The organism is Thioclava sp. DLFJ5-1, from assembly GCF_002020115.1.
Lineage (GTDB): Bacteria > Pseudomonadota > Alphaproteobacteria > Rhodobacterales > Rhodobacteraceae > Thioclava > Thioclava sediminum.
This window is the reverse complement of sequence record NZ_MPZU01000001.1, coordinates 354528-372719: the sequence shown is the minus strand read 5'-3', so window position 1 is coordinate 372719 and position 18192 is coordinate 354528. Positions and strand designations below refer to the sequence as shown.

General features: G+C 63.3%; 21 protein-coding genes. 11 read left to right on the top strand and 10 right to left on the bottom strand.

The genetic code is table 11. The features are described from left to right. Window positions 1–3: 3 nt before the first annotated feature. The 4 genes from BMI86_RS01820 (at window position 4) to BMI86_RS01805 (ending at window position 3190) form a co-directional block, all read left to right on the top strand. Window positions 4–882: a F0F1 ATP synthase subunit gamma gene (locus tag BMI86_RS01820; protein WP_078539505.1), complete on the top strand. Its 879-nt coding sequence runs from the start codon at window positions 4–6 to the stop codon at window positions 880–882. Window positions 883–903: 21 nt separating this feature from the next. Further along, a complete protein-coding gene (gene atpD / locus BMI86_RS01815) occupies window positions 904–2322 on the top strand; it encodes a F0F1 ATP synthase subunit beta (protein ID WP_078519401.1) in 1419 nt (472 codons plus the stop codon). A 9-nt stretch (window positions 2323–2331) separates the two neighbouring features. Further along, window positions 2332–2733, top strand: a complete 402-nt coding sequence (locus BMI86_RS01810; RefSeq protein ID WP_078519400.1) for a F0F1 ATP synthase subunit epsilon — start codon at window positions 2332–2334, stop codon at window positions 2731–2733. Between the two features lie 106 nt (window positions 2734–2839). Then, complete coding sequence (locus BMI86_RS01805) at window positions 2840–3190, top strand: H-type lectin domain-containing protein (protein WP_078539504.1); 351 nt, start codon at window positions 2840–2842, stop codon at window positions 3188–3190. 97 nt (window positions 3191–3287) lie between these two features. Here the strand turns inward: BMI86_RS01805 and BMI86_RS01800 are convergent, their stop codons facing one another. After that, window positions 3288–4790, bottom strand: coding sequence for a CoA-acylating methylmalonate-semialdehyde dehydrogenase (locus BMI86_RS01800; protein ID WP_078519398.1), 1503 nt, complete (start codon window positions 4788–4790; stop codon window positions 3288–3290). Window positions 4791–4905: 115 nt separating this feature from the next. On the opposite strand from BMI86_RS01800, the gene BMI86_RS01795 reads away from it, so the two are divergent. The 3 genes from BMI86_RS01795 to coaD all read left to right on the top strand — a co-directional run bounded on the left by BMI86_RS01795 (window position 4906) and on the right by coaD (window position 6918). Further along, on the top strand, window positions 4906–5805 hold the full coding sequence (locus BMI86_RS01795) for a LysR family transcriptional regulator (protein WP_078539503.1): 900 nt from the start codon (window positions 4906–4908) through the stop codon (window positions 5803–5805). A 90-nt stretch (window positions 5806–5895) separates the two neighbouring features. After that, complete coding sequence (locus BMI86_RS01790) at window positions 5896–6330, top strand: CBS domain-containing protein (RefSeq protein WP_078539502.1); 435 nt, start codon at window positions 5896–5898, stop codon at window positions 6328–6330. 90 nt (window positions 6331–6420) lie between these two features. Next, entirely contained in the window at window positions 6421–6918 is a 498-nt protein-coding gene (gene coaD / locus BMI86_RS01785) for a pantetheine-phosphate adenylyltransferase (protein ID WP_078519395.1), read from the top strand. Here the strand turns inward: coaD and BMI86_RS01780 are convergent, their stop codons facing one another. The 7 genes from BMI86_RS01780 to purB all read right to left on the bottom strand — a co-directional run bounded on the left by BMI86_RS01780 (window position 6919) and on the right by purB (window position 13156). Further along, the gene (locus BMI86_RS01780; protein WP_168173764.1) at window positions 6919–7719 is read right to left on the bottom strand and encodes a YfdX family protein; all 801 of its coding nucleotides are present in this window, start codon (window positions 7717–7719) and stop codon (window positions 6919–6921) included. 242 nt (window positions 7720–7961) lie between these two features. Further along, complete coding sequence (gene gap, locus BMI86_RS01775; RefSeq protein ID WP_078519393.1) at window positions 7962–8963, bottom strand: type I glyceraldehyde-3-phosphate dehydrogenase; 1002 nt, start codon at window positions 8961–8963, stop codon at window positions 7962–7964. Between the two features lie 107 nt (window positions 8964–9070). Then, on the bottom strand, window positions 9071–9214 hold the full coding sequence (locus BMI86_RS01770; protein ID WP_078539500.1) for a glyceraldehyde-3-phosphate dehydrogenase: 144 nt from the start codon (window positions 9212–9214) through the stop codon (window positions 9071–9073). Between the two features lie 31 nt (window positions 9215–9245). Continuing rightward, complete coding sequence (gap, locus tag BMI86_RS01765) at window positions 9246–10247, bottom strand: type I glyceraldehyde-3-phosphate dehydrogenase (RefSeq protein WP_078519392.1); 1002 nt, start codon at window positions 10245–10247, stop codon at window positions 9246–9248. Between the two features lie 178 nt (window positions 10248–10425). Next, window positions 10426–11463, bottom strand: a complete 1038-nt coding sequence (locus BMI86_RS01760) for a FliG C-terminal domain-containing protein (RefSeq protein WP_078540403.1) — start codon at window positions 11461–11463, stop codon at window positions 10426–10428. A gap of 135 nt (window positions 11464–11598) precedes the next feature. Then, complete coding sequence (locus tag BMI86_RS20830) at window positions 11599–11751, bottom strand: chitin-binding domain-containing protein (protein WP_098410593.1); 153 nt, start codon at window positions 11749–11751, stop codon at window positions 11599–11601. 100 nt (window positions 11752–11851) lie between these two features. Then, on the bottom strand, window positions 11852–13156 hold the full coding sequence (gene purB / locus BMI86_RS01755; RefSeq protein WP_078539499.1) for an adenylosuccinate lyase: 1305 nt from the start codon (window positions 13154–13156) through the stop codon (window positions 11852–11854). Between the two features lie 71 nt (window positions 13157–13227). On the opposite strand from purB, the gene BMI86_RS01750 reads away from it, so the two are divergent. Next, window positions 13228–13644: a DUF6314 family protein gene (locus tag BMI86_RS01750; protein WP_078539498.1), complete on the top strand. Its 417-nt coding sequence runs from the start codon at window positions 13228–13230 to the stop codon at window positions 13642–13644. A 46-nt stretch (window positions 13645–13690) separates the two neighbouring features. Further along, on the top strand, window positions 13691–14506 hold the full coding sequence (locus BMI86_RS01745) for a DUF3445 domain-containing protein (protein ID WP_078540402.1): 816 nt from the start codon (window positions 13691–13693) through the stop codon (window positions 14504–14506). Here BMI86_RS01745 and BMI86_RS01740 read toward each other — a convergent pair. Continuing rightward, complete coding sequence (locus BMI86_RS01740; protein WP_078540401.1) at window positions 14503–14817, bottom strand: TM2 domain-containing protein; 315 nt, start codon at window positions 14815–14817, stop codon at window positions 14503–14505. The genes BMI86_RS01745 and BMI86_RS01740 overlap by 4 nt on opposite strands. A gap of 398 nt (window positions 14818–15215) precedes the next feature. Between BMI86_RS01740 and BMI86_RS01735 the strand changes: the two genes are divergently transcribed. Continuing rightward, window positions 15216–15899 carry a sugar transferase gene (locus BMI86_RS01735; RefSeq protein ID WP_246831608.1) on the top strand — a complete coding sequence of 228 codons (684 nt, stop codon included), beginning with the start codon at window positions 15216–15218 and terminating at the stop codon, window positions 15897–15899. A 77-nt stretch (window positions 15900–15976) separates the two neighbouring features. On the opposite strand, the gene BMI86_RS01730 is transcribed toward BMI86_RS01735, so the two are convergent. Next, window positions 15977–16666: a metallophosphoesterase gene (locus BMI86_RS01730; protein WP_232621733.1), complete on the bottom strand. Its 690-nt coding sequence runs from the start codon at window positions 16664–16666 to the stop codon at window positions 15977–15979. A gap of 226 nt (window positions 16667–16892) precedes the next feature. Between BMI86_RS01730 and BMI86_RS01725 the strand changes: the two genes are divergently transcribed. Next, on the top strand, window positions 16893–18089 hold the full coding sequence (locus BMI86_RS01725) for a glycosyltransferase family 4 protein (RefSeq protein ID WP_078539496.1): 1197 nt from the start codon (window positions 16893–16895) through the stop codon (window positions 18087–18089). The last annotated feature ends 103 nt before the right edge of the window (window positions 18090–18192 follow it).

The following is an 18192-nucleotide window of genomic DNA, read 5'->3' as shown; positions in this document are numbered from 1 at the left end:
GACATGCCCAGCCTTAAGGACCTTAAAAACCGGATCGGAAGCGTCAAGAACACGCGGAAGATCACCAAGGCGATGCAAATGGTCGCCGCCGCAAAGTTGCGCCGCGCTCAAGAAGCGGCCGAAGCTGCGCGCCCCTATGCCGAGCGGATGCACTCCGTGATGGCGGGGCTCGCAAGTTCGGTCCAGGGCCGGGACAACGCGCCGCGCCTGCTCTCGGGCACCGGTTCGGACAAGGTGCAGCTTTTGGTGGTCATGACCGCCGAACGCGGCCTGTGCGGTGGCTTCAACGCCAATATTGCGAAGCTCGCGCGCCAGACGGCTGACAAGCTGCTGGCCGAGGGCAAAGAGGTGAAGATCCTCACCGTCGGCAAGAAAGGCCGCGATGCGCTGCGCCGTGAATACGGTCAGTACTTCATCGGCCACGTCGATCTGAGCGACGTCAAGCGCCTGAGCTATGACGACGCGCAGAAGATCGCCCGCGACCTGATCGGTCGCTTCGACAAGGGTGAATTCGACGTCGCGACGATCTTCTTCTCGATCTTCGAGAGCGTGATCGCGCAGCGCCCGACCGCGAAGCAGATCATCCCCGCTTCCTATGAACCGGAAGAGGGCGAAGAAACGCCGAGCGTGAACTACGACTACGAACCCAGCGAGACGCAAATCCTCGAGGATCTGCTGCCGCGTGGGGTCGCGACGCAGATCTTCACGGCTCTGCTGGAAAACGGTGCCTCGGAACAAGGTGCGCGGATGTCTGCGATGGACTCTGCGACGCGCAATGCGGGCGATATGATCGACAAGCTGACGATCGAATACAACCGCACGCGCCAGGCCGCGATCACCAAGGAACTCATCGAAATCATTTCGGGCGCCGAGGCGCTCTGACGGAACCGGAGAAAGACAGACATGGCAAGCAATGGTAAAGTGACCCAGGTCATCGGCGCCGTCGTCGACGTGCAGTTCGACGGCGAGCTGCCTGCGATCCTCAACGCGCTGGAAACCGAGAACAACGGCAAGCGCCTCGTTCTCGAAGTGGCTCAGCACCTCGGCGAAAACTCGGTGCGCACCATCGCAATGGACGCGACCGAAGGTCTCGTGCGCGGCGCCGGCGTGAAAGACACCGGCAAGCCGATCTCGGTGCCGGTCGGCAACGCCACCCTTGGCCGCATCCTGAACGTTATCGGCGAGCCCGTGGACGAGAAGGGCCCCGTGGAAGCGGACGAAACCCGCGCCATCCACCAGCCCGCGCCGAACTTCGAGAGCCAGGCGACCGCCTCGGAAATCCTCGTGACCGGCATCAAGGTCATCGACCTGCTCGCACCCTACTCCAAGGGTGGTAAGATCGGCCTGTTCGGCGGCGCTGGCGTCGGCAAGACCGTTCTGATCATGGAGCTGATCAACAACATCGCGAAGGTGCACTCGGGTTACTCCGTGTTCGCCGGTGTGGGCGAGCGGACCCGTGAAGGGAACGACCTCTACCACGAGATGATCGAATCCAACGTCATCAAGCCCGACGATCTGTCGAGCTCGCAGGTGGCTCTGGTCTACGGCCAGATGAACGAGCCTCCGGGTGCGCGTGCGCGTGTCGCTCTGACCGGTCTGACGCTGGCCGAGCAGTTCCGTGACCAGTCGGGCACCGACGTTCTGTTCTTCGTGGACAACATCTTCCGCTTCACGCAGGCGGGTTCCGAGGTGTCCGCACTTCTGGGCCGTATCCCCTCGGCAGTGGGCTACCAGCCGACGCTGGCCACCGACATGGGCGCGATGCAGGAACGCATCACCTCGACGAAAGCTGGCTCGATCACCTCGATCCAGGCCGTCTACGTGCCCGCGGATGACCTTACCGACCCGGCTCCGGCCACCACCTTCGCCCACCTTGACGCCACGACCGTTCTGTCGCGTGCGATCTCGGAACTCGGCATCTACCCGGCTGTGGACCCGCTGGACTCGTCCTCGCGTATCCTCGACCCGGGCATCGTCGGCGAAGAGCACTACAAGGTCGCCCGTCAGGTGCAGGAGATCCTCCAGCGCTACAAGGCTCTGCAGGACATCATCGCCATCCTCGGCATGGACGAACTGTCCGAAGAGGATAAGCTGACCGTGGCACGTGCCCGTAAGATCCAGCGTTTCCTCTCACAGCCCTTCGACGTTGCGAAAGTGTTCACCGGTTCGGACGGCGTTCAGGTTCCGCTCGAAGACACCATCGAGTCGTTCAAGGCGGTTGTTGCAGGCGAATACGATCACCTGCCCGAAGCAGCCTTCTACATGGTTGGCGGCATCGAGGACGTGAAAGCGAAAGCCGAGAAACTCGCCGCTGCGGCGTAAGGAGGCATTATGGCCGACACGATGCAATTCGATCTCGTTGCGCCCGAGCGCAAGCTGGCCTCGGAAGAGGCGGCGGTCGAGGTCATGGTGCCTGGTGCGGATGGTGACCTCACGGTCATGCCCGGCCACGCGCCGATGCTGACCACGCTGCGTCCCGGCAAGCTGACGATGGTGACGCGGTCGGAAACCCAGAGCTACGCGGTGACGGGTGGCTTCGCCGAGATCACCCCCGAGGGGATCACGGTTCTGGCCGAGCGTTCGCTGCCCGCGGAAGAGTTCACCAAGGAAGTCCACGATCGCCTGATCGAGGAAGCCCGCCGCGTCCATGACGAGGCGCATCCTTCGGTGGCCGACATGACCGCGAAGCTGCTGGCTGACATGGAGGCCCTCGGCTCGCATATGCTGAGCTGAGACGCTTCGACAAAAGATTTAGGAAGCCCCGGATTTTCCGGGGCTTTTTATTGTCTGCAGTTGGGGTAAGCTCTGCCTCAGGTTGAAAGAAAGAGGCCCTGTCTCGATGATCACGATCGAAAGCCACCGTCTGGGGATGCAACGCGGCTCGCTCGTGCTGTTCTCCGACTATCAGGATGGCGGCGCCATGTGGACGGGCGAGGGCCCGCGCGAGCTGCGCAAAAAGGTTGCCTTCCCGGAAGCTTTCCGCGCGACGCCGATGGTCCAGGTCTCGTTGTCGATGTGGGACGTGGACAGTAAGCACAATTCGCGGATGGACATCTCCAGCGACGGCGTCACGCCCGAGGGCTTCGTGATCGTCTTCCGTACCTGGGGCGACAGCCGTGTGGCGCGGGTGCGCGCGGATTGGCTGGCTTTGGGCGGCGTCTCGCATGAAGATGACTGGGACATCGACTGATCCGCACGGTCTCATCCAATGAAAAACGCCCCGTCCATCGGCGGGGCGTTTTCCTATCTGTGGGGGAGGGCGGTTCGCGAACCGCCCCGCCGAAAGATCAGTCGAGCGCCTTGAAGTTCAGCGCCGCGCCTTCGTCCTTGATGCCCGAGAACCAGCGCGCCGTAACGGTCTTGGTCTTGGTGTAGAAGCGGAAGGCGTCGGGACCGTACTGGTTAAGGTCGCCGAAGGCCGACTTCTTCCAGCCGCCGAAGGTGTAGTAGCTCAGCGGAACCGGGATCGGGAAGTTGATGCCGACCATGCCGACATTGACGTTCGCCGCGAAGTCGCGTGCCACATCGCCATCGGCGGTGTAGATCGCGGTGCCGTTGCCGTAGGGGCTGTCGATGACCAGATCGAGCGCCTCGTCATAGGACTTCGTGCGCACCATCGACAGGACCGGGCCAAAGATTTCCTCTTTGTAGATGTCCATGTCGGGGGTGACGTTGTCGAAGAGCGACGGGCCGACGAAGAAGCCGTCCTCATAGCCCTGCAGCGAGAAGTCGCGGCCGTCGACGACAAGGTTCGCGCCCTGATCGACACCCGAATTGATGAGCGACTTGATCCGCTCCTGCGCCTGCTTGGTGATGACGGGACCGTAATCCACGTCGTCGCCGCCGGTATAGGGGCCGACTTTCAGCTTCTCGATCTTCGGAACGAGACGCTCAACGAGTGCATCCGCCGTGCCGTCGCCCACCGGAACCGCGACCGAGATCGCCATGCAGCGCTCGCCAGCGGCGCCGTAGCCCGCGCCGATCAGCGCGTCGGCGGCCTTGTCCATGTCCGCGTCGGGCATGATGATCATGTGGTTCTTCGCACCACCGAAGCACTGCGCGCGCTTGCCGTTGGTGGCCGCACGACCGTAGATGTATTGCGCGATCGGGGTCGAACCCACGAAGCCCACGCCCTGGATCGTCTCGTGGTCGAGGATCGTGTCCACGGCTTCCTTGTCGCCGTTGACGACCTGCAGCACGCCGTCGGGAAGACCGGCTTCCTGCGCCAGTTCAGCAAGCATGATCGCGGTGGTCGGCACGCGCTCGGACGGCTTGAGGATCATCGCGTTACCGGCCGAAAGCGCCGGGCCCATTTTCCACAGCGGGATCATGGCGGGGAAGTTGAACGGCGTGATGCCAGCCACGACGCCCAGCGGCTGGCGCATCGAGTAGAGGTCGATACCGGGGCCAGCGTCGCCCGTGTACTCGCCCTTGAGCATCGCCGGCGCGCCCATGCAGACCTCGATCACTTCGAGGCCACGCTGCACGTCGCCCTTCGCGTCCGGGATGGTCTTGCCGTGCTCTTTCGACAGAGCCTCGGCGAGCTTGTCCATGTCGCGCTCGATCAGCTGACCGAATTTCATCATCACGCGGGCGCGGCGCTGCGGGTTGACCTTCTGCCATTCCAGCTGCGCTTTCGCGGCGTCCGCGATTGCCGCATCCAGCTCGGCCGGGGTGGCCAGCGCAACCTTGGCGATCTGCTCGCCGGTGGCGGGGTTGAAGACTTCGCCGAAGCGGCCGGACGTGCCCGCAACGCGCTTGCCGTTGATCCAGTGACCGATTTCTTCCATGAGACGCTCCTCCTACAGATAATCTTGGCTTGGGCGCACTCTAGCCTTGCGAAATTGAGCATAAAAGAGGAAGTAGCTCAAAAGCGTTTTGCATTTTTGCAAAGAGGAGTGCGATATGGACTGGGACGACCTGCGGATTTTCCTTGCCGTCGCACGGGCCGAGAGCCTGTCGGGCGCAGGACGGCGGTTGAAGCTGGACGCGGCCACCGTGGGGCGGCGCATCGCGCGGCTCGAAGAGGGGGTGGGCGCGAAACTCTTCGTGAAATCGCCACAGGGCTATGCGCTCTCCGAGTCGGGCGACCGTCTCCTTCCCCATGCCGAGGCGGCGGAGCAGGTCTTCGCGGGCGCCGATGAGGAACTCTCCGGCATCGCGGGCCAGTTGACGGGGCAATTGCGGATTGGTGCGCCCGATGGCTGCGCGAATTACCTTCTACCGCAGGTCTGCGCGAAGATCGCCGAAGACAATCCCGGGCTGGAGATCCAGGTCGTCGCCCTGCCGCGCGTTTTCAACCTCTCGAAACGCGAGGCGGATATGGCGATCGCGGTCTCGCGCCCGACGGCAGGCCGCCTGACCGTGCAGAAGCTGAGCGATTACCACCTCAGCCTCGCCGCCCATCGAGACTATCTCGCGAAGGCGCCGCCGATTACCTGCAAGGAGGATCTGCGTCATCACCGGATGATCGGCTACATCCCCGACATGATCTTCGACAAGGAGCTGGATTACTTCGCCGAGACCGAGGCCGAGGTGATGGGGCTCGCGTCGAATTCAGCGGCCGTGCAGACCCGGATGATCGAGGCGGGCGCGGGCGTTGGCATCGTCCATGACTTTGCGATCCCCTTCGCCCCCGGCGTGCAGCGTGTGCTGGGCGACGAGATCCGGCTCAACCGCGCCTTCTGGTTGATCCGCCATGCCGATGACCGGCGATCCGAGCGCCTGACGCGCTTCGCCGAAGCACTGGGGCAGGGGCTTCGCGACGAGGTTGCGCGGCTCGAACACGCTGCGGTTGAAATGTAACTGGCGGTCCCGTGAACCGCAAAGCCGTTGACAAATCTATGAAAGCAGTGGGACGCTTGGGTTTAGACGACGTTTTTCAGGGAGACGCCGATGCAGGTTATGCAGATTCTCAAGAACAAGGGCGAGATGGAAGTTTTCACCGTCGCCCCCGACATGAAGCTGAGCGAGGTGATTGCCACGCTTTCTTCGAAACGCATCGGTGCGGTGATCGTCTCGCAGGACGGGGAAACCGTCGACGGGATCGTCTCGGAACGCGACGTCGTGCGTGAAATCGCGCGGCGCGGTGCGGATTGTCTGGTGATGACCGCCAGTGATGTCATGACCCGTGACGTCAAGCATTGTGCCCCGATGGACAGCACCGAAGAGGTGATGAGCCTGATGACCGAGGGCCGCTTCCGCCACATGCCCGTGCGTGAGAACGGCAAGATGGTCGGCGTGATCTCGATCGGGGACGTGGTCAAGGCGCGTCTGAACGAGCTCCATATGGAGAAAGAGTCGCTTCAGGGCATGATCATGGGCAACTGATGCCGCAATGCGGCATCTTCCCGCTTGCAATTAGCCACGCAATATAGTTGCGTGCGCTGAGCTTTTTGGCGGGCGACGAGGGAGGATGCCATGCGGATCGGTCTTTACCCCGGAACTTTCGATCCGGTCACGCTGGGCCACCTCGATATTATCGAGCGCGCGATGGCTCTGGTGGACCGGCTCGTGATCGGGGTCGCGATCAACCGTGACAAGGGGCCGCTTTTCTCGCTCGAGGAACGCGTCGCCATGCTTCAGGACGAATGCGCGAAGATCACCGACCGCCGCGGCGGAGAGATCGTCGTCCATCCCTTCGAAAACCTGCTGATCGACTGCGCCAAGGATGTCGGCGCAAGCGTGATCGTGCGCGGCCTGCGCGCGGTGGCCGATTTCGAATATGAATTCCAGATGGTCGGGATGAACCGCGCGCTCGACGCCTCGGTCGAGACGGTGTTCCTGATGGCCGATGCACGGCGGCAGGCGATCGCCTCGAAGCTGGTGAAGGAAATCGCCCGGCTCGACGGGGATGTCTCGAAATTCGTCACCCCCGCCGTGCGCGATGCCTTGGTCAAGGCTTACGCAAACCGCTGATCAGCCGTTCGAGGCGGCGTTGCCTGACGTGCCGCTCTGCTGCGATTTCTGCTTCATCTGAGTGCTGCCGCTCGCATTTGCCGAGGATTTCGTGGCGTTCCCCGCCTGCTGCGGCAGGTTATCGAGACCCCATTGGTCGATCACGACGGAATCCTCGACGCCTTTCAGCGCAAGGTTCGCCTCGTAGTAATTGCCCGATTTGATGAGCTTGGAGGCGTCCTGCAGATGGGCGAGCGACGCTTTCGCGGGCACCATCGCCGCCGAAATCGACACGTCGATATCGTTGTCCTTCAGCGTTTTGGCCGCGGCTTTCGCGTTGCCCTGCGCCATCTGCTGATTGGCCTTGCCGACCGCTTTCTGGTTATCCGGCGTGACCGTGAAGCTTTCGCCAAGCGCGATGGAGCTGTCGAAGGGCAGGTAGGTCACGCCTTTCTTGCCCGCTTTCGAGGGCACGCCCCATTTGCTCTCGGCCTTCTCGGCGGACTGCATTTTCGCGGTGGCGTCCTTGGTCATCTTGGTCGCCATGTCGGTATTGCCATCGAAGATCGCCAGACGCGCCGCGCGCACTTCGCGCATCGCCGTGTAGGCGTCATTGACCGTGGTCAGCAAGTCCTTGTCGGTCGAGCTTGCCGTGGTCTGCGAGACAGCGTCATTACCTTGGCTCTGCGCGCTCTGCATCGCGGTGCCGCTCGAATTGCTGCTGGCGTTGGTCGTGGCGGCATTGGCCATCTCAAAGCTCGCGGGGCCCGCGATCAGCGCGGAGGAGAGGGCGAGGGCGAGGAATTTCTTGCTGCGTTCCATGGGATATTCCCTTTCGTGACGGGGTTCAGCTAAGGCGGAGGCGCCGGGCGGCGCGCTCCATGACCCAGAAACGTCCCGGATTTCAAAGGGTTCTATCACCATGCATCAAGGCTCGCGGCGCGGGTGAGAGGGCGCGTGCATGCTCTGCGAGCCGTGTGTGAGGGGTGAACGAAAAAGGGCGGCCCAAGATGGTCCGCCCCTTCGTCATGTTCGCAATGTCCGGGGCTGCGCCCCGATCACGCTCAGATCAGCTTGCCCATCGCGACGGCGGTGTCCGCCATGCGGTTCGAGAAGCCCCATTCGTTGTCGTACCAGCTCAGGATACGGACCATGCGGCCTTCCATGACCTTGGTCTGGTCCATGTGGAAGATCGACGAATGCGGGTCGTGGTTGAAGTCGCTCGAGACGTTGGGCTTGTCGGTATAGCCGAGGATGCCTTTCATTGGGCCGTCAGCGGCCGCCTTGATCGCGGCATTGATCTCTTCGACGCTGGTGTCCTTGCCGGCCTCGAAGACCAGATCGACGACCGAGACGTTCGGCGTCGGCACGCGGATCGCGACACCGTCCAGCTTGCCGTTGAGTTCCGGCAGCACCAGACCCACGGCTTTGGCAGCGCCGGTCGAGGTCGGGATCATCGACAGCGCGGCGGCGCGGGCGCGATAGAGATCCTTGTGCATCGTGTCCAGCGTCGGCTGATCGCCGGTATAGCTGTGGATCGTGGTCATGAAGCCCTTCTCGATCCCGATCGCGTCGTTCAGCGCCTTGGCGACGGGCGAGAGGCAGTTCGTGGTGCAGGACGCGTTCGAGACGACGAGGTCGTCCGCAGTCAGCGCACCGTCGTTCACACCGAAGACGATGGTCTTGTCAGCACCGCTGGCAGGGGCCGAGACCAGAACGCGCTTCGAGCCGTTCTCGAGGTGGAAGGCCGCCTTGTCGCGCGCGGTGAAGATGCCGGTGCATTCCAGCGCGACATCGACATCGCCCCAGGGCAGTTCTTTCGGGTCACGGATTGCGGTGACCTTGATCTTGCCGCGGCCGGCATCGATCCAGTCTTCGCCGGTCGTGACCTCATGGGGGAATTTGCCGTGTACGGAGTCGAATTGCAGCAGATGCGCGTTCGTCTCGACCGGGCCGAGATCGTTGATGGCGATCACTTCGATGTCGGTGCGCCCCGACTCGATGATCCCGCGCAGCACGTTGCGGCCGATGCGACCGAACCCGTTGATGGCAACTTTAACCGTCATATCCGTCTCCTCTGGCTGGCTGCCCGGCAGGGAGTTGCACGGGCAGGTCTTCCGTTAACGCTAACAAGCGCGTTCAGCGCCAAAGGTCAACGGGGTGCAGCCCGATGCTAGCGCCAGAAAGCGACATATTGAACGAGATCGGCAGTTTTTTTCGCCAGAAACAGCAGGATGAGGCCGTCATCGGCAAACACATCCGCCAAAATGAGCAAAATGAGGAGGGCCCCAAGCCAGAGCGCGATCCGATTGGTCATCTATCCCCTTCGCGCGCCCTTGTTTGGCGCGTCAGTGCACGAGTCGCCCCATCGCCCCGGCCACATCGGCCATGCGGCAGGAGAACCCCCATTCGTTATCGTACCAGGCGAGGACGCGGACAAGCTTGCCCACGACCTTGGTCTGGTCCGGCGCGAAGATAGAGGATTGCTGCGTGTGGTTGAAGTCGATCGAGACCTTCGGTTCGGGGTCGTAGCCCAGCACCATGCCCATGTAGCCGGCGGCGGCCTCGCGGACGATCTCGTTCACCTCGTCGCGGGTGACGGTCTTGCGCGCCTCGAAGGTCAGATCGACCGCGGAAACATTGGGGGTCGGGACGCGCAGCGCGGTGCCGTCGAGGCGGCCTTGCAGTTCGGGCAGCACCTCGCCGAGGGCTTTCGCGGCGCCCGTGGAGGTCGGGATCATCGCCATCGCCGCGGCGCGGGCGCGGTAGAGATCCTTGTGGCGACGGTCGAGCGTGGGCTGATCGCCGGTATAGGAATGGATCGTCGTCATCACGCCCGATTCGATGCCGATCGTGTCATTGAGCACCTTGGCGAGCGGCGCGAGGCAGTTCGTGGTGCACGACCCGTTCGAGACGACGTGATGCGCGGGCGTCAGCTCGCGATGGTTCACGCCGTAAACCACGGTTTTGTCGGCATCGGTCGCAGGCGCGGAGACCAGAACCCGCTTCGCGCCGCGGCCCAGATGGACGGCGGCCTTGTCGCGGGCGTTGAACTTGCCGGTGCATTCAAGGACGACATCGACACCGTCCCAGTCGAGTTCTTCCGGGTCATAGGTCGACATCACGTCGATCGGGCCGCGCCCGAGGTCGAGCGTGTTGCCCGCCACTTTCACCTGCCCGCCGAACCGGCCGTGGACGGAGTCGTATTTCAGGAGATGCGCGTTGGTCTCGATCGGGCCGGTGGCGTTGATCTTGACGACCTGCACGTCATTGCGCGCGGCTTCCGCGATATGCGCGAGCGTGCAGCGCCCGATGCGGCCGAAGCCGTTGATCCCGATGGTGACGGTCATGATGATCTCTCCGAAGCGCGTGATTTCGGCGCTGGATACCATTGCATGCAATTCGGGAAAAGGTTTTGAAACAGTATGTTAGCGTAAACACGCGGTGTTTGCGATAACATTGCGGGGCAGGGCCCTGCTTTGGCGGGAAGAGCGGCGCCGAACGGGGCGCGGCGACAGAATCTTTCGCTCAATCGTCGTCCTCCGCGACGAGGAAGATCTCTCCCGCGGCTTCCATCTCCCGGATCGCGGCGACGACCGCGCTCATCGCCTCTTCGGCGTCTTTCTCCTTCACCTTGCCCAGATTCGCCATCTCGTCTCGCAAGCTTTGCGCCATGCGCTGGGACATGTTGGCGAGAATGAACTCCGCTGCGGGCTGCAACGGGCCGGTGGCCCCGGCAAGGGCGACGGTCAGCTGCGTCTGATCGACCACGCGCAGCACTTTCGGGATATCGCGTGTATCGATGCGGGCGGGGATATTGGCGAAGGTGAAGATCGCCTTCTTCACCTCGTCGGCGAAGGTCTTGTCCTCTTCCTCCAGCCCCTTGAGCACCGCGTCGCGGGTGGCCGAGGCGGAGTAGTTCAGGATCGCGCCCACCCGTTCCACCGGCCCGGAGTCGAAGGCTTTGGGCGGGGTGGCATCCAGCTGCGCCGCAAGCGCCTGCCCGATCCGCAGCACGGTTTCGGGCGCGACATTGCCGGTCAGCGAGACCGCATAGGCAATCCGCCGCGCTTTCTCTCCGGGCAGCAGCCCGAGCAATTCGGCAGATTTCGCGACCGACAGCTTCGACAGCATTACCGCGCCCACTTCGACGCTTTCGCCTTCGAGCACGGGCAGAAGCACCTCTGCGGTGAGGCCCGCGATCCGCTGCCACGGGTCGGCGCGCGAGGAGCTGGAGGCCAGCCTGCGCAACCGGTTCGAGGCCGAAGGCGAGAGCTGCCCGTCGAGCAGCGACAGCGCGCCTTCCAGACCGCCGGGGAAAGCGATGCCGACAGCTTCCAATTCTTCGCAGAACTCTTCCACCACGCTCGCTATGGTGGCGCGGTCGACCAGACGCAGCTGTGCCACAGCCTCGGTCAGTTCGGTCTGATGATCGTCGCTCAGCTCCGTCAGCGGCAGTTTCAGCCCTTCGGAGGCGAGCAGCCGCACGATGATCGCAGCTTTCTGGCACCGCGTAAGCGGTGCCGGCCGGGCGGATTTGTCGCCAGCCGAGTCGGACCCGGCCATATGACCGAGCGCCATGGGCGCGATCGCATTCACCGCGAGAACCTCCGTGCTGGGCATCGGCCGCGCGGGCGGCCAATGCGGTTTCGCGGTCAGCTTTGCACGGAGGCCGTTAAGACGGGATTACCGTCTCAGCGGTTAGCTGGACTGCAGGACGCAGGCACTCGCGTCCTTGTCCCAGACCTGGCCCTGCGGGCAGGACATGGAAGCTTGGTGGCCGCTAAAGCACTCGGCCGACGCGGCCAGAGGAGCGAGGATCAACACGGCGGCTGCAAGGATGGTTCGGGTCATCTGCAATCTCCCTTTGCTAGATGCCCTAGGGTAAGCCCGAATCGCACGCGCCGCCTATAGTCGGCTGACATAGGCGGCGCGGAACGGGCTTGTTTCTCGATTATTCGCCGAAAACGCGGGCGAAAATCGTGTCGACATGCTTGGTATGGTAGCCCATGTCGAACTTTTCGTTGATGCCGTCGACGCCGAGAGCGGCCACGACATCCTTATCGGCGAGCAGCTGTTCGCGGAAATCGACGCGGTCTTCCCACACCTTCAGCGCGTTGCGCTGCACCATCGCATAGGCGTCTTCGCGCGACACGCCAGCCTGCGTCAGCGCCAGCAGAACGCGCTGGCTCATCACCAGACCGGGGAACTTGTTCATGTTCGCGAGCATGTTCTCGGGGTAGATGATCATCTTGTCGACGACGCCTGCCAGACGGTTCAGCGCGAAATCGAGCGTCACGGTCGCGTCGGGGCCGATGCCACGCTCGACCGAGCTGTGCGAGATGTCACGCTCGTGCCAGAGCGCCACGTTCTCCATCGCCGGGATCACGGTCATCCGCACGAGGCGCGCAAGCCCGGTGAGGTTCTCGGTCAGGACGGGGTTCTTCTTGTGCGGCATCGCCGACGAGCCTTTCTGGCCCATCGAGAAGAATTCGGCACCTTCGAGCACTTCGGTGCGCTGCATGTGGCGGATTTCGATCGCGACGTTTTCGATCGAAGACGCGATCACGCCCAGCGTGGCGAAGAACATCGCATGGCGGTCGCGCGGGATCACCTGCGTCGAGATCGGCTCCGGCTTGAGGCCGAGCATCTTGCAGACATGCTCTTCCACGCGCGGGTCGATATTGGCGAAGGTGCCGACAGCGCCCGAGATCGCGCCGGTCGCGACTTCTTCCTTGGCGGCCTGAAGGCGCGCCTTGTTGCGGTCCATCTCGGCGTAGAAGCGCGCGAAGGTCAGGCCCATCGTGGTCGGCTCGGCATGGATGCCGTGCGAGCGGCCCACGCGAACCGTGTCCTTATGCTCGTAGGCGCGCTTCTTCAGCGCCGCCAGAACCTTATCGAGATCGGTCAGCAGGATGTCGGCCGCGCGCACAAGCTGCACGTTGAGGCAAGTGTCGAGCACGTCCGAAGAGGTCATGCCTTGATGGACGAAACGGGCCTCTTCCGAGCCCACATGTTCGGCCAGATGGGTCAGGAAGGCGATCACGTCATGCTTGGTGACGGCTTCGATCTCGTCGATGCGGTCGACGTCGAACTCGACATCCTTGGCCTTCCAGACGGCCTCGGCATTCTCTTTCGGGATCACGCCCAGCTCGGCCTGAGCGTCGCAGGCATGCGCCTCGATCTCGTACCAGATTTTGAACTTGGTGGCGGGTTCCCAGATGTCGACCATCTCTTTGCGGGCATAACGCGGGATCATCGGCGGCCTCTTGATTGCGTGTGGTTGCGCGCTTGTTAGACTGCACCTGCCTTTGGGGCAAGGGAGAGCCAATGCCGCAGCTGTCGGATTTCGAGGGGAACTGGGTGCTGACGCGCCAAATCCTGCATAGCGACGGCAATAAGGCCCGTTTTGACGGTCACGCCTGTTTCGCGCCCGAAGGGGTCGGGCTGCATTATCGCGAGACCGGCGAGCTGGTGATGCCGGGCGGTCAGAGCTTTCATGCCGAGCGCAGCTATTTCTGGCGAGCCGAGGGCGGGCAGATCGCCGTGGCCTTCGAGGATGGGCGCCCCTTTCACAGTTTCGATCCGCTGAGCCCGGCCGCGAGCCATTGGTGCGACCCCGACGATTACCGCGTGAGCTATGACTTCGACGCGTGGCCGAAGTGGCGGGCGATCTGGCGGGTGCAGGGACCGCGCAAGGATTACGAGATGATCTCGGACTATGTGCGAAGCGCGGGGCAGCCCTGACGCGGACGCTCTTGTCGCGGGCGGGGACGCGCGGCAATCTGCGAGGATGAAAGACCTTGTCGCCACACCGATCCTGCAAAACCGCCTGAGCTTCGCGCCCTGGGCCGATCCGCGCACGCGGCGGCTGCCGGGGGTGATCCCGGTGACATATGAGGATTGGCTCGAGGTCGATGATGCCTATGCCGCGCAGATGGGCCTGCGCGACCGGCTGATCGGGGAGGCGCGCGATCTGGTGCTGGGCCTGTCGGAGCACGGGCGGCCTGCGGCGGAAGAGCTCTACGATCTGGTGCTGCCGATGCTTCCGGCGCTGGGATTTGCCGGCAGTGCGGAGACGGTCACGCGGCCCGATGGGGCGGTGGTCGCGCTGGATCGTGCGGACCCGCTCGCCACGCTTGGACGGCTCTTGCAATGCGATCTGTGCCTGATGGAAGCCGATGAGGCCGCGTTCGGCCATGCCGAGCATGTGCTGACTGGCGGTGCGCTGTGTTTCCCTTCGGGCTGGACGCTGCGCGAGAAGTTCATGCGCCCGATGATGCGCATTCACGAGCCGATCGAGATCTACACCGACGATCTCGGCAAACGGGTGCAGCGCTTGCTCGATGGCGTGCGTGAGGGCAGGGGACTGATGCGCGGGACCGCCTCGCGCTCGGCCGCGCATCTGCACGATCCGCGCTCTGAATACGAATTCGCCCACGCGCCCGCCGACGCTCCTTATATACGGGTGGAGCGGCAATGCCTGTTCCGTCTGCCGCGTACGAATGCGGTGATCTTCTCGATCCACACGCAGGTGGTGCGGCCCGAAAGCCTGAGCCCGGATCAGGCACAGGCCCTGGCCGAGCACCCGATCCGGCAGGCGGATTAAGCTTCCTGCATCAGCCGCCAGCGCGTCTCGGCCATATCCTGCGAGACCATGCCGGGCATCAGAAGCGCGTCGATCAGCCACCACAGGCCTGCGAGGCCGAGCGGGATGAAGCCGATCAGGATGGGCGACAGGAGCGTGCCGATCCCGGTCAGCGCCAGCATCACCACGCCGGAGAAGACGCGCCCCATATACATCCGGTGCACGCCAAGCATCGGCAGCATGAACCACAGCACATAGCCCAGAAGGGCGGACTTCTTCTCATTCGCGACGCGCTGCTCGATATAGAGGGCGCGGGCATCGTCTCGGGTCATGTTAATCTCCATAACATCTTCCCAGCCGATATGGGCAGTTGCGCCGCGCGATCAAGAGGGGTCGGTAAATCCACCCTGTCGGCGGGTCTGCGCGGGCGTCCGGTTTCATAACCTTTTAACCGAAGGTGACCTTAGGGAAGTTTTGGCGCTAATCGCCTTATGCGCGAGTGCCGCGAGGCTGCGGATTTCCGCAGTTCAGAAAAAATGTGACATAAAAAACAACAAGATAAATAACAGTGATCAACGACTTGTGATTTTTTGCCGTGATCTCTTTATAGCCCCGAGCCGCAACAATTGTCGGCTTTCGTCACAATTATGGACGAATCAAAGATGAAAACCGGGTTAAAGAAAAGCGGGCTCGAAGGTTCGCACTCTGAGGTAGGGTAATAGGGGCGAAAATGTCGGATCTCTCGACCAATTTCGAGCTTGCAAGTGTAACGGATGCCACCCAGGCGCGGTCGCGTATTCTGCGCTACGAGGGCATGGGCAAGCGTCTGTTCGACATTCTCGCCGTGCTCGCGATCCTTCCGGTTCTGCTGCCGCTGATCGCGTTTCTGGCGCTGGCGGTGCGCGCCGATGGCGGTCCCGCCTTCTATTCGCAGATCCGCGTCGGGCAGGGCGGCAAGCGCTTCCGTTGCTACAAGCTGCGCACCATGCATGTCGATGCCGAGGCGCAGCTCGTGCGTATGTGCAACGAGAACCCCGCGCTCGCGCTGGAATGGTCGGTGAACCAGAAGCTCGACGACGATCCACGCATCACCCGCATCGGTCGCTTCCTGCGCCGCACCAGCCTCGACGAGCTGCCGCAGTTCTTCAACGTGCTGTTCGGGACGATGAGCCTCGTGGGGCCGCGCCCCTTCATGCTCGATCAGGAGGCCAGCTACAAAGGCGCGATGGGCCTGGCTTATTACAAGATGCGCCCCGGCATCACCGGGCTGTGGCAGGTCGCCGGGCGTTCGACCACCGCCTTCGTGGACCGAGTGCGCTTCGACGAACGCTATTACGCGCGGCTGTCGCTGCTGAACGATCTGTGGCTCTGCGTGATGACCGTCGCCGTGGTGCTGCGCCAGACGGGCAAGTAATTCCAACACCGGTTGCGAGAGAGAGACGGCTTGTAACCTGCCAACGGGCGCTCCCTTCGGGGGGCGCCCATCGTCTTTCAGCCTTCGACTTGCAGGAAGCGCAGTCCGCCCTTGTCGAGCCAGGCAGCACTCAGGAGCCCGGTCTCATAGGCGCCGGTATCGACCGCGATGCGGCCCTGATCGGCGACAGGTTGCTCCACGACCCAATGGCCGAAAGCGATCCAGACCCCATCGCGCCGGGTCATCTGCCCGAACCGGGGATGACCCCAGAGCAGCGCATCGCGGCTCTGGCGTTCCATCGGGTGATAGGGGTCGGCCCCCGCATGGGTCGCGGCGAAGCGACCCTCGCGCCACATCGCGGGGCGCGCATCGAGCCATGCCAGCAGGTCCGGCCCAAGCGCGCGAGCGAGATCCATGCGCAGCGCGTCCAGCACCTCCGGATCCGTCTCGCGCGGATCGGGCGGCGCGATGCCGTAGCTCTGCAACGTCTGCAATCCGCCCACGCGCAGCCAGCCGGCGGTGCGCGCATCGGGCGACAGCAGGAAATCGAGCATCATCCGCTCGTGATTGCCCATCAGGCAGATCATCCGCGAGGGATTGGCAAGCTGCGCGGCATGAAGCGTCGCCAGCACCCGCGCCGAATTCGGGCCGCGGTCGATCATGTCGCCCAGCGTGATGATACGGGCCTTTGCGCCTTGCGGTTCCTGCCCGATCCGCTCGAACATCTTGCCCAAGAGATCGGCGCGGCCGTGAAGGTCCCCGATCACGCAGATCGGCGCCTCCGGACGGGGCAGACCGTTGGGTGCCGAGGAGGGAGCGGTCTCTGGTTTGAGACGGGAGAGTAGAGAGCGCAACATATGGGGAAATCCGGAGTTATGCGGGGTGGAAACCAACGCGTGGCTGCGACATAACCGTCGTAAGACGTGAGCGAAAGGGGCTCACATAAAAATGGGCGGCAAACCGCCCCCGTGGCAAGGGCGGGTCGTAAGGGGCATGGCGAGACGCATTCTGATCGTGGTGGAGAACCTGCCGGTGCCGCTGGATCGCAGGGTCTGGCTAGAGGCCACGACATTGCGCGGGGCGGGCTACGAGGTCTCGGTGATCTGTCCGATGGGGCGCGGCTGGGACGCGGCTTACGAGGAAATCGAGGGCATCCATATCTACCGCCACCCCGCACCGCCCGAAGCCCATTCCGGCGCGGTCGCCTATGCGCGTGAATATTGGCACGCGATCAAGGCGTGGTTCCGGTTGGCGAAACAGGTGAGGCGCGAGCGCGGCTTCGACGTGATCCAGGGCTGCAACCCGCCCGATCTGATCTGGCTTCTGGCCTGGCGCTATCGCCTCTCGGGCGTGCACTACATGTTCGACCATCACGACGTCTGCCCGGAGCTGTTCGAAGCCAAGTTCGGCAAGAAGGGGCTCCTCTGGGCCGTGATGCGCATCTGGGAGCGGATCACCTTCGCCAGCGCCTCGGTGTCGATGGCCACCAATGAGAGCTTCCGCAAGATCGCGATCACCCGCGGCGGCATGGCCCCCGAGGACGTCTTCGTGGTCCGCTCCGCCCCGCGCGTCGAGACCTTCCTGCCCGGACCCGGCGATCCCGCCTATCGCAAGGGCGCGAAGACCGTGCTCGGCTATATCGGCGTGATTGGGCAGCAGGAGGGGATGGACCTTCTGGTGCAGGCGGTCGAGCATCTGGTGCGCAAGCTCGGCTACAGCGATCTGCATGTGGTGATCGTGGGCTTCGGGCCCCAGTTGCCTACCGTGGAGGCCGACGTCGCGGCGCGCGGCCTGAGCGATTATTTCACCTTCACCGGCCCGCTCTACGGCGAGGATATGCTGGCGGCGATGAATGCGATCGATATCGGCGTCGCGCCCGATCCGAAAAACGCGATGAACGACATCTCCACGATGAACAAGGTCATGGAATACATGACGCTCGAGAAGCCCTTGGTGCAGTTCGAACTGACCGAAGGGCGGGCCTCTGCGGGGGAGGCCGCGCTCTATGCCCGTGCTAATGATCCGAAGGACTTCGCCGCCCGGATCGCGGCCCTGATCGAGGCGCCCGAACGCGCGCGTTCGATGGGGCGGCTGGGCCGGGCGCGGGTGCTCGATGCGCTGTCCTGGGATTTCTCGGCCCGACAGCTCCTTGCGGCCTATGATCGGATATTCTCCAAGCTGGGGAAATAAAGCCTGCAGATCGAGCGGGATTGTTTCTTATAAATAGTTCTTTTCGCTCAATTTTCGCCAAGATTCCAGTTGCGCACCGCCCCATTTGCGCCACAAACTCAAG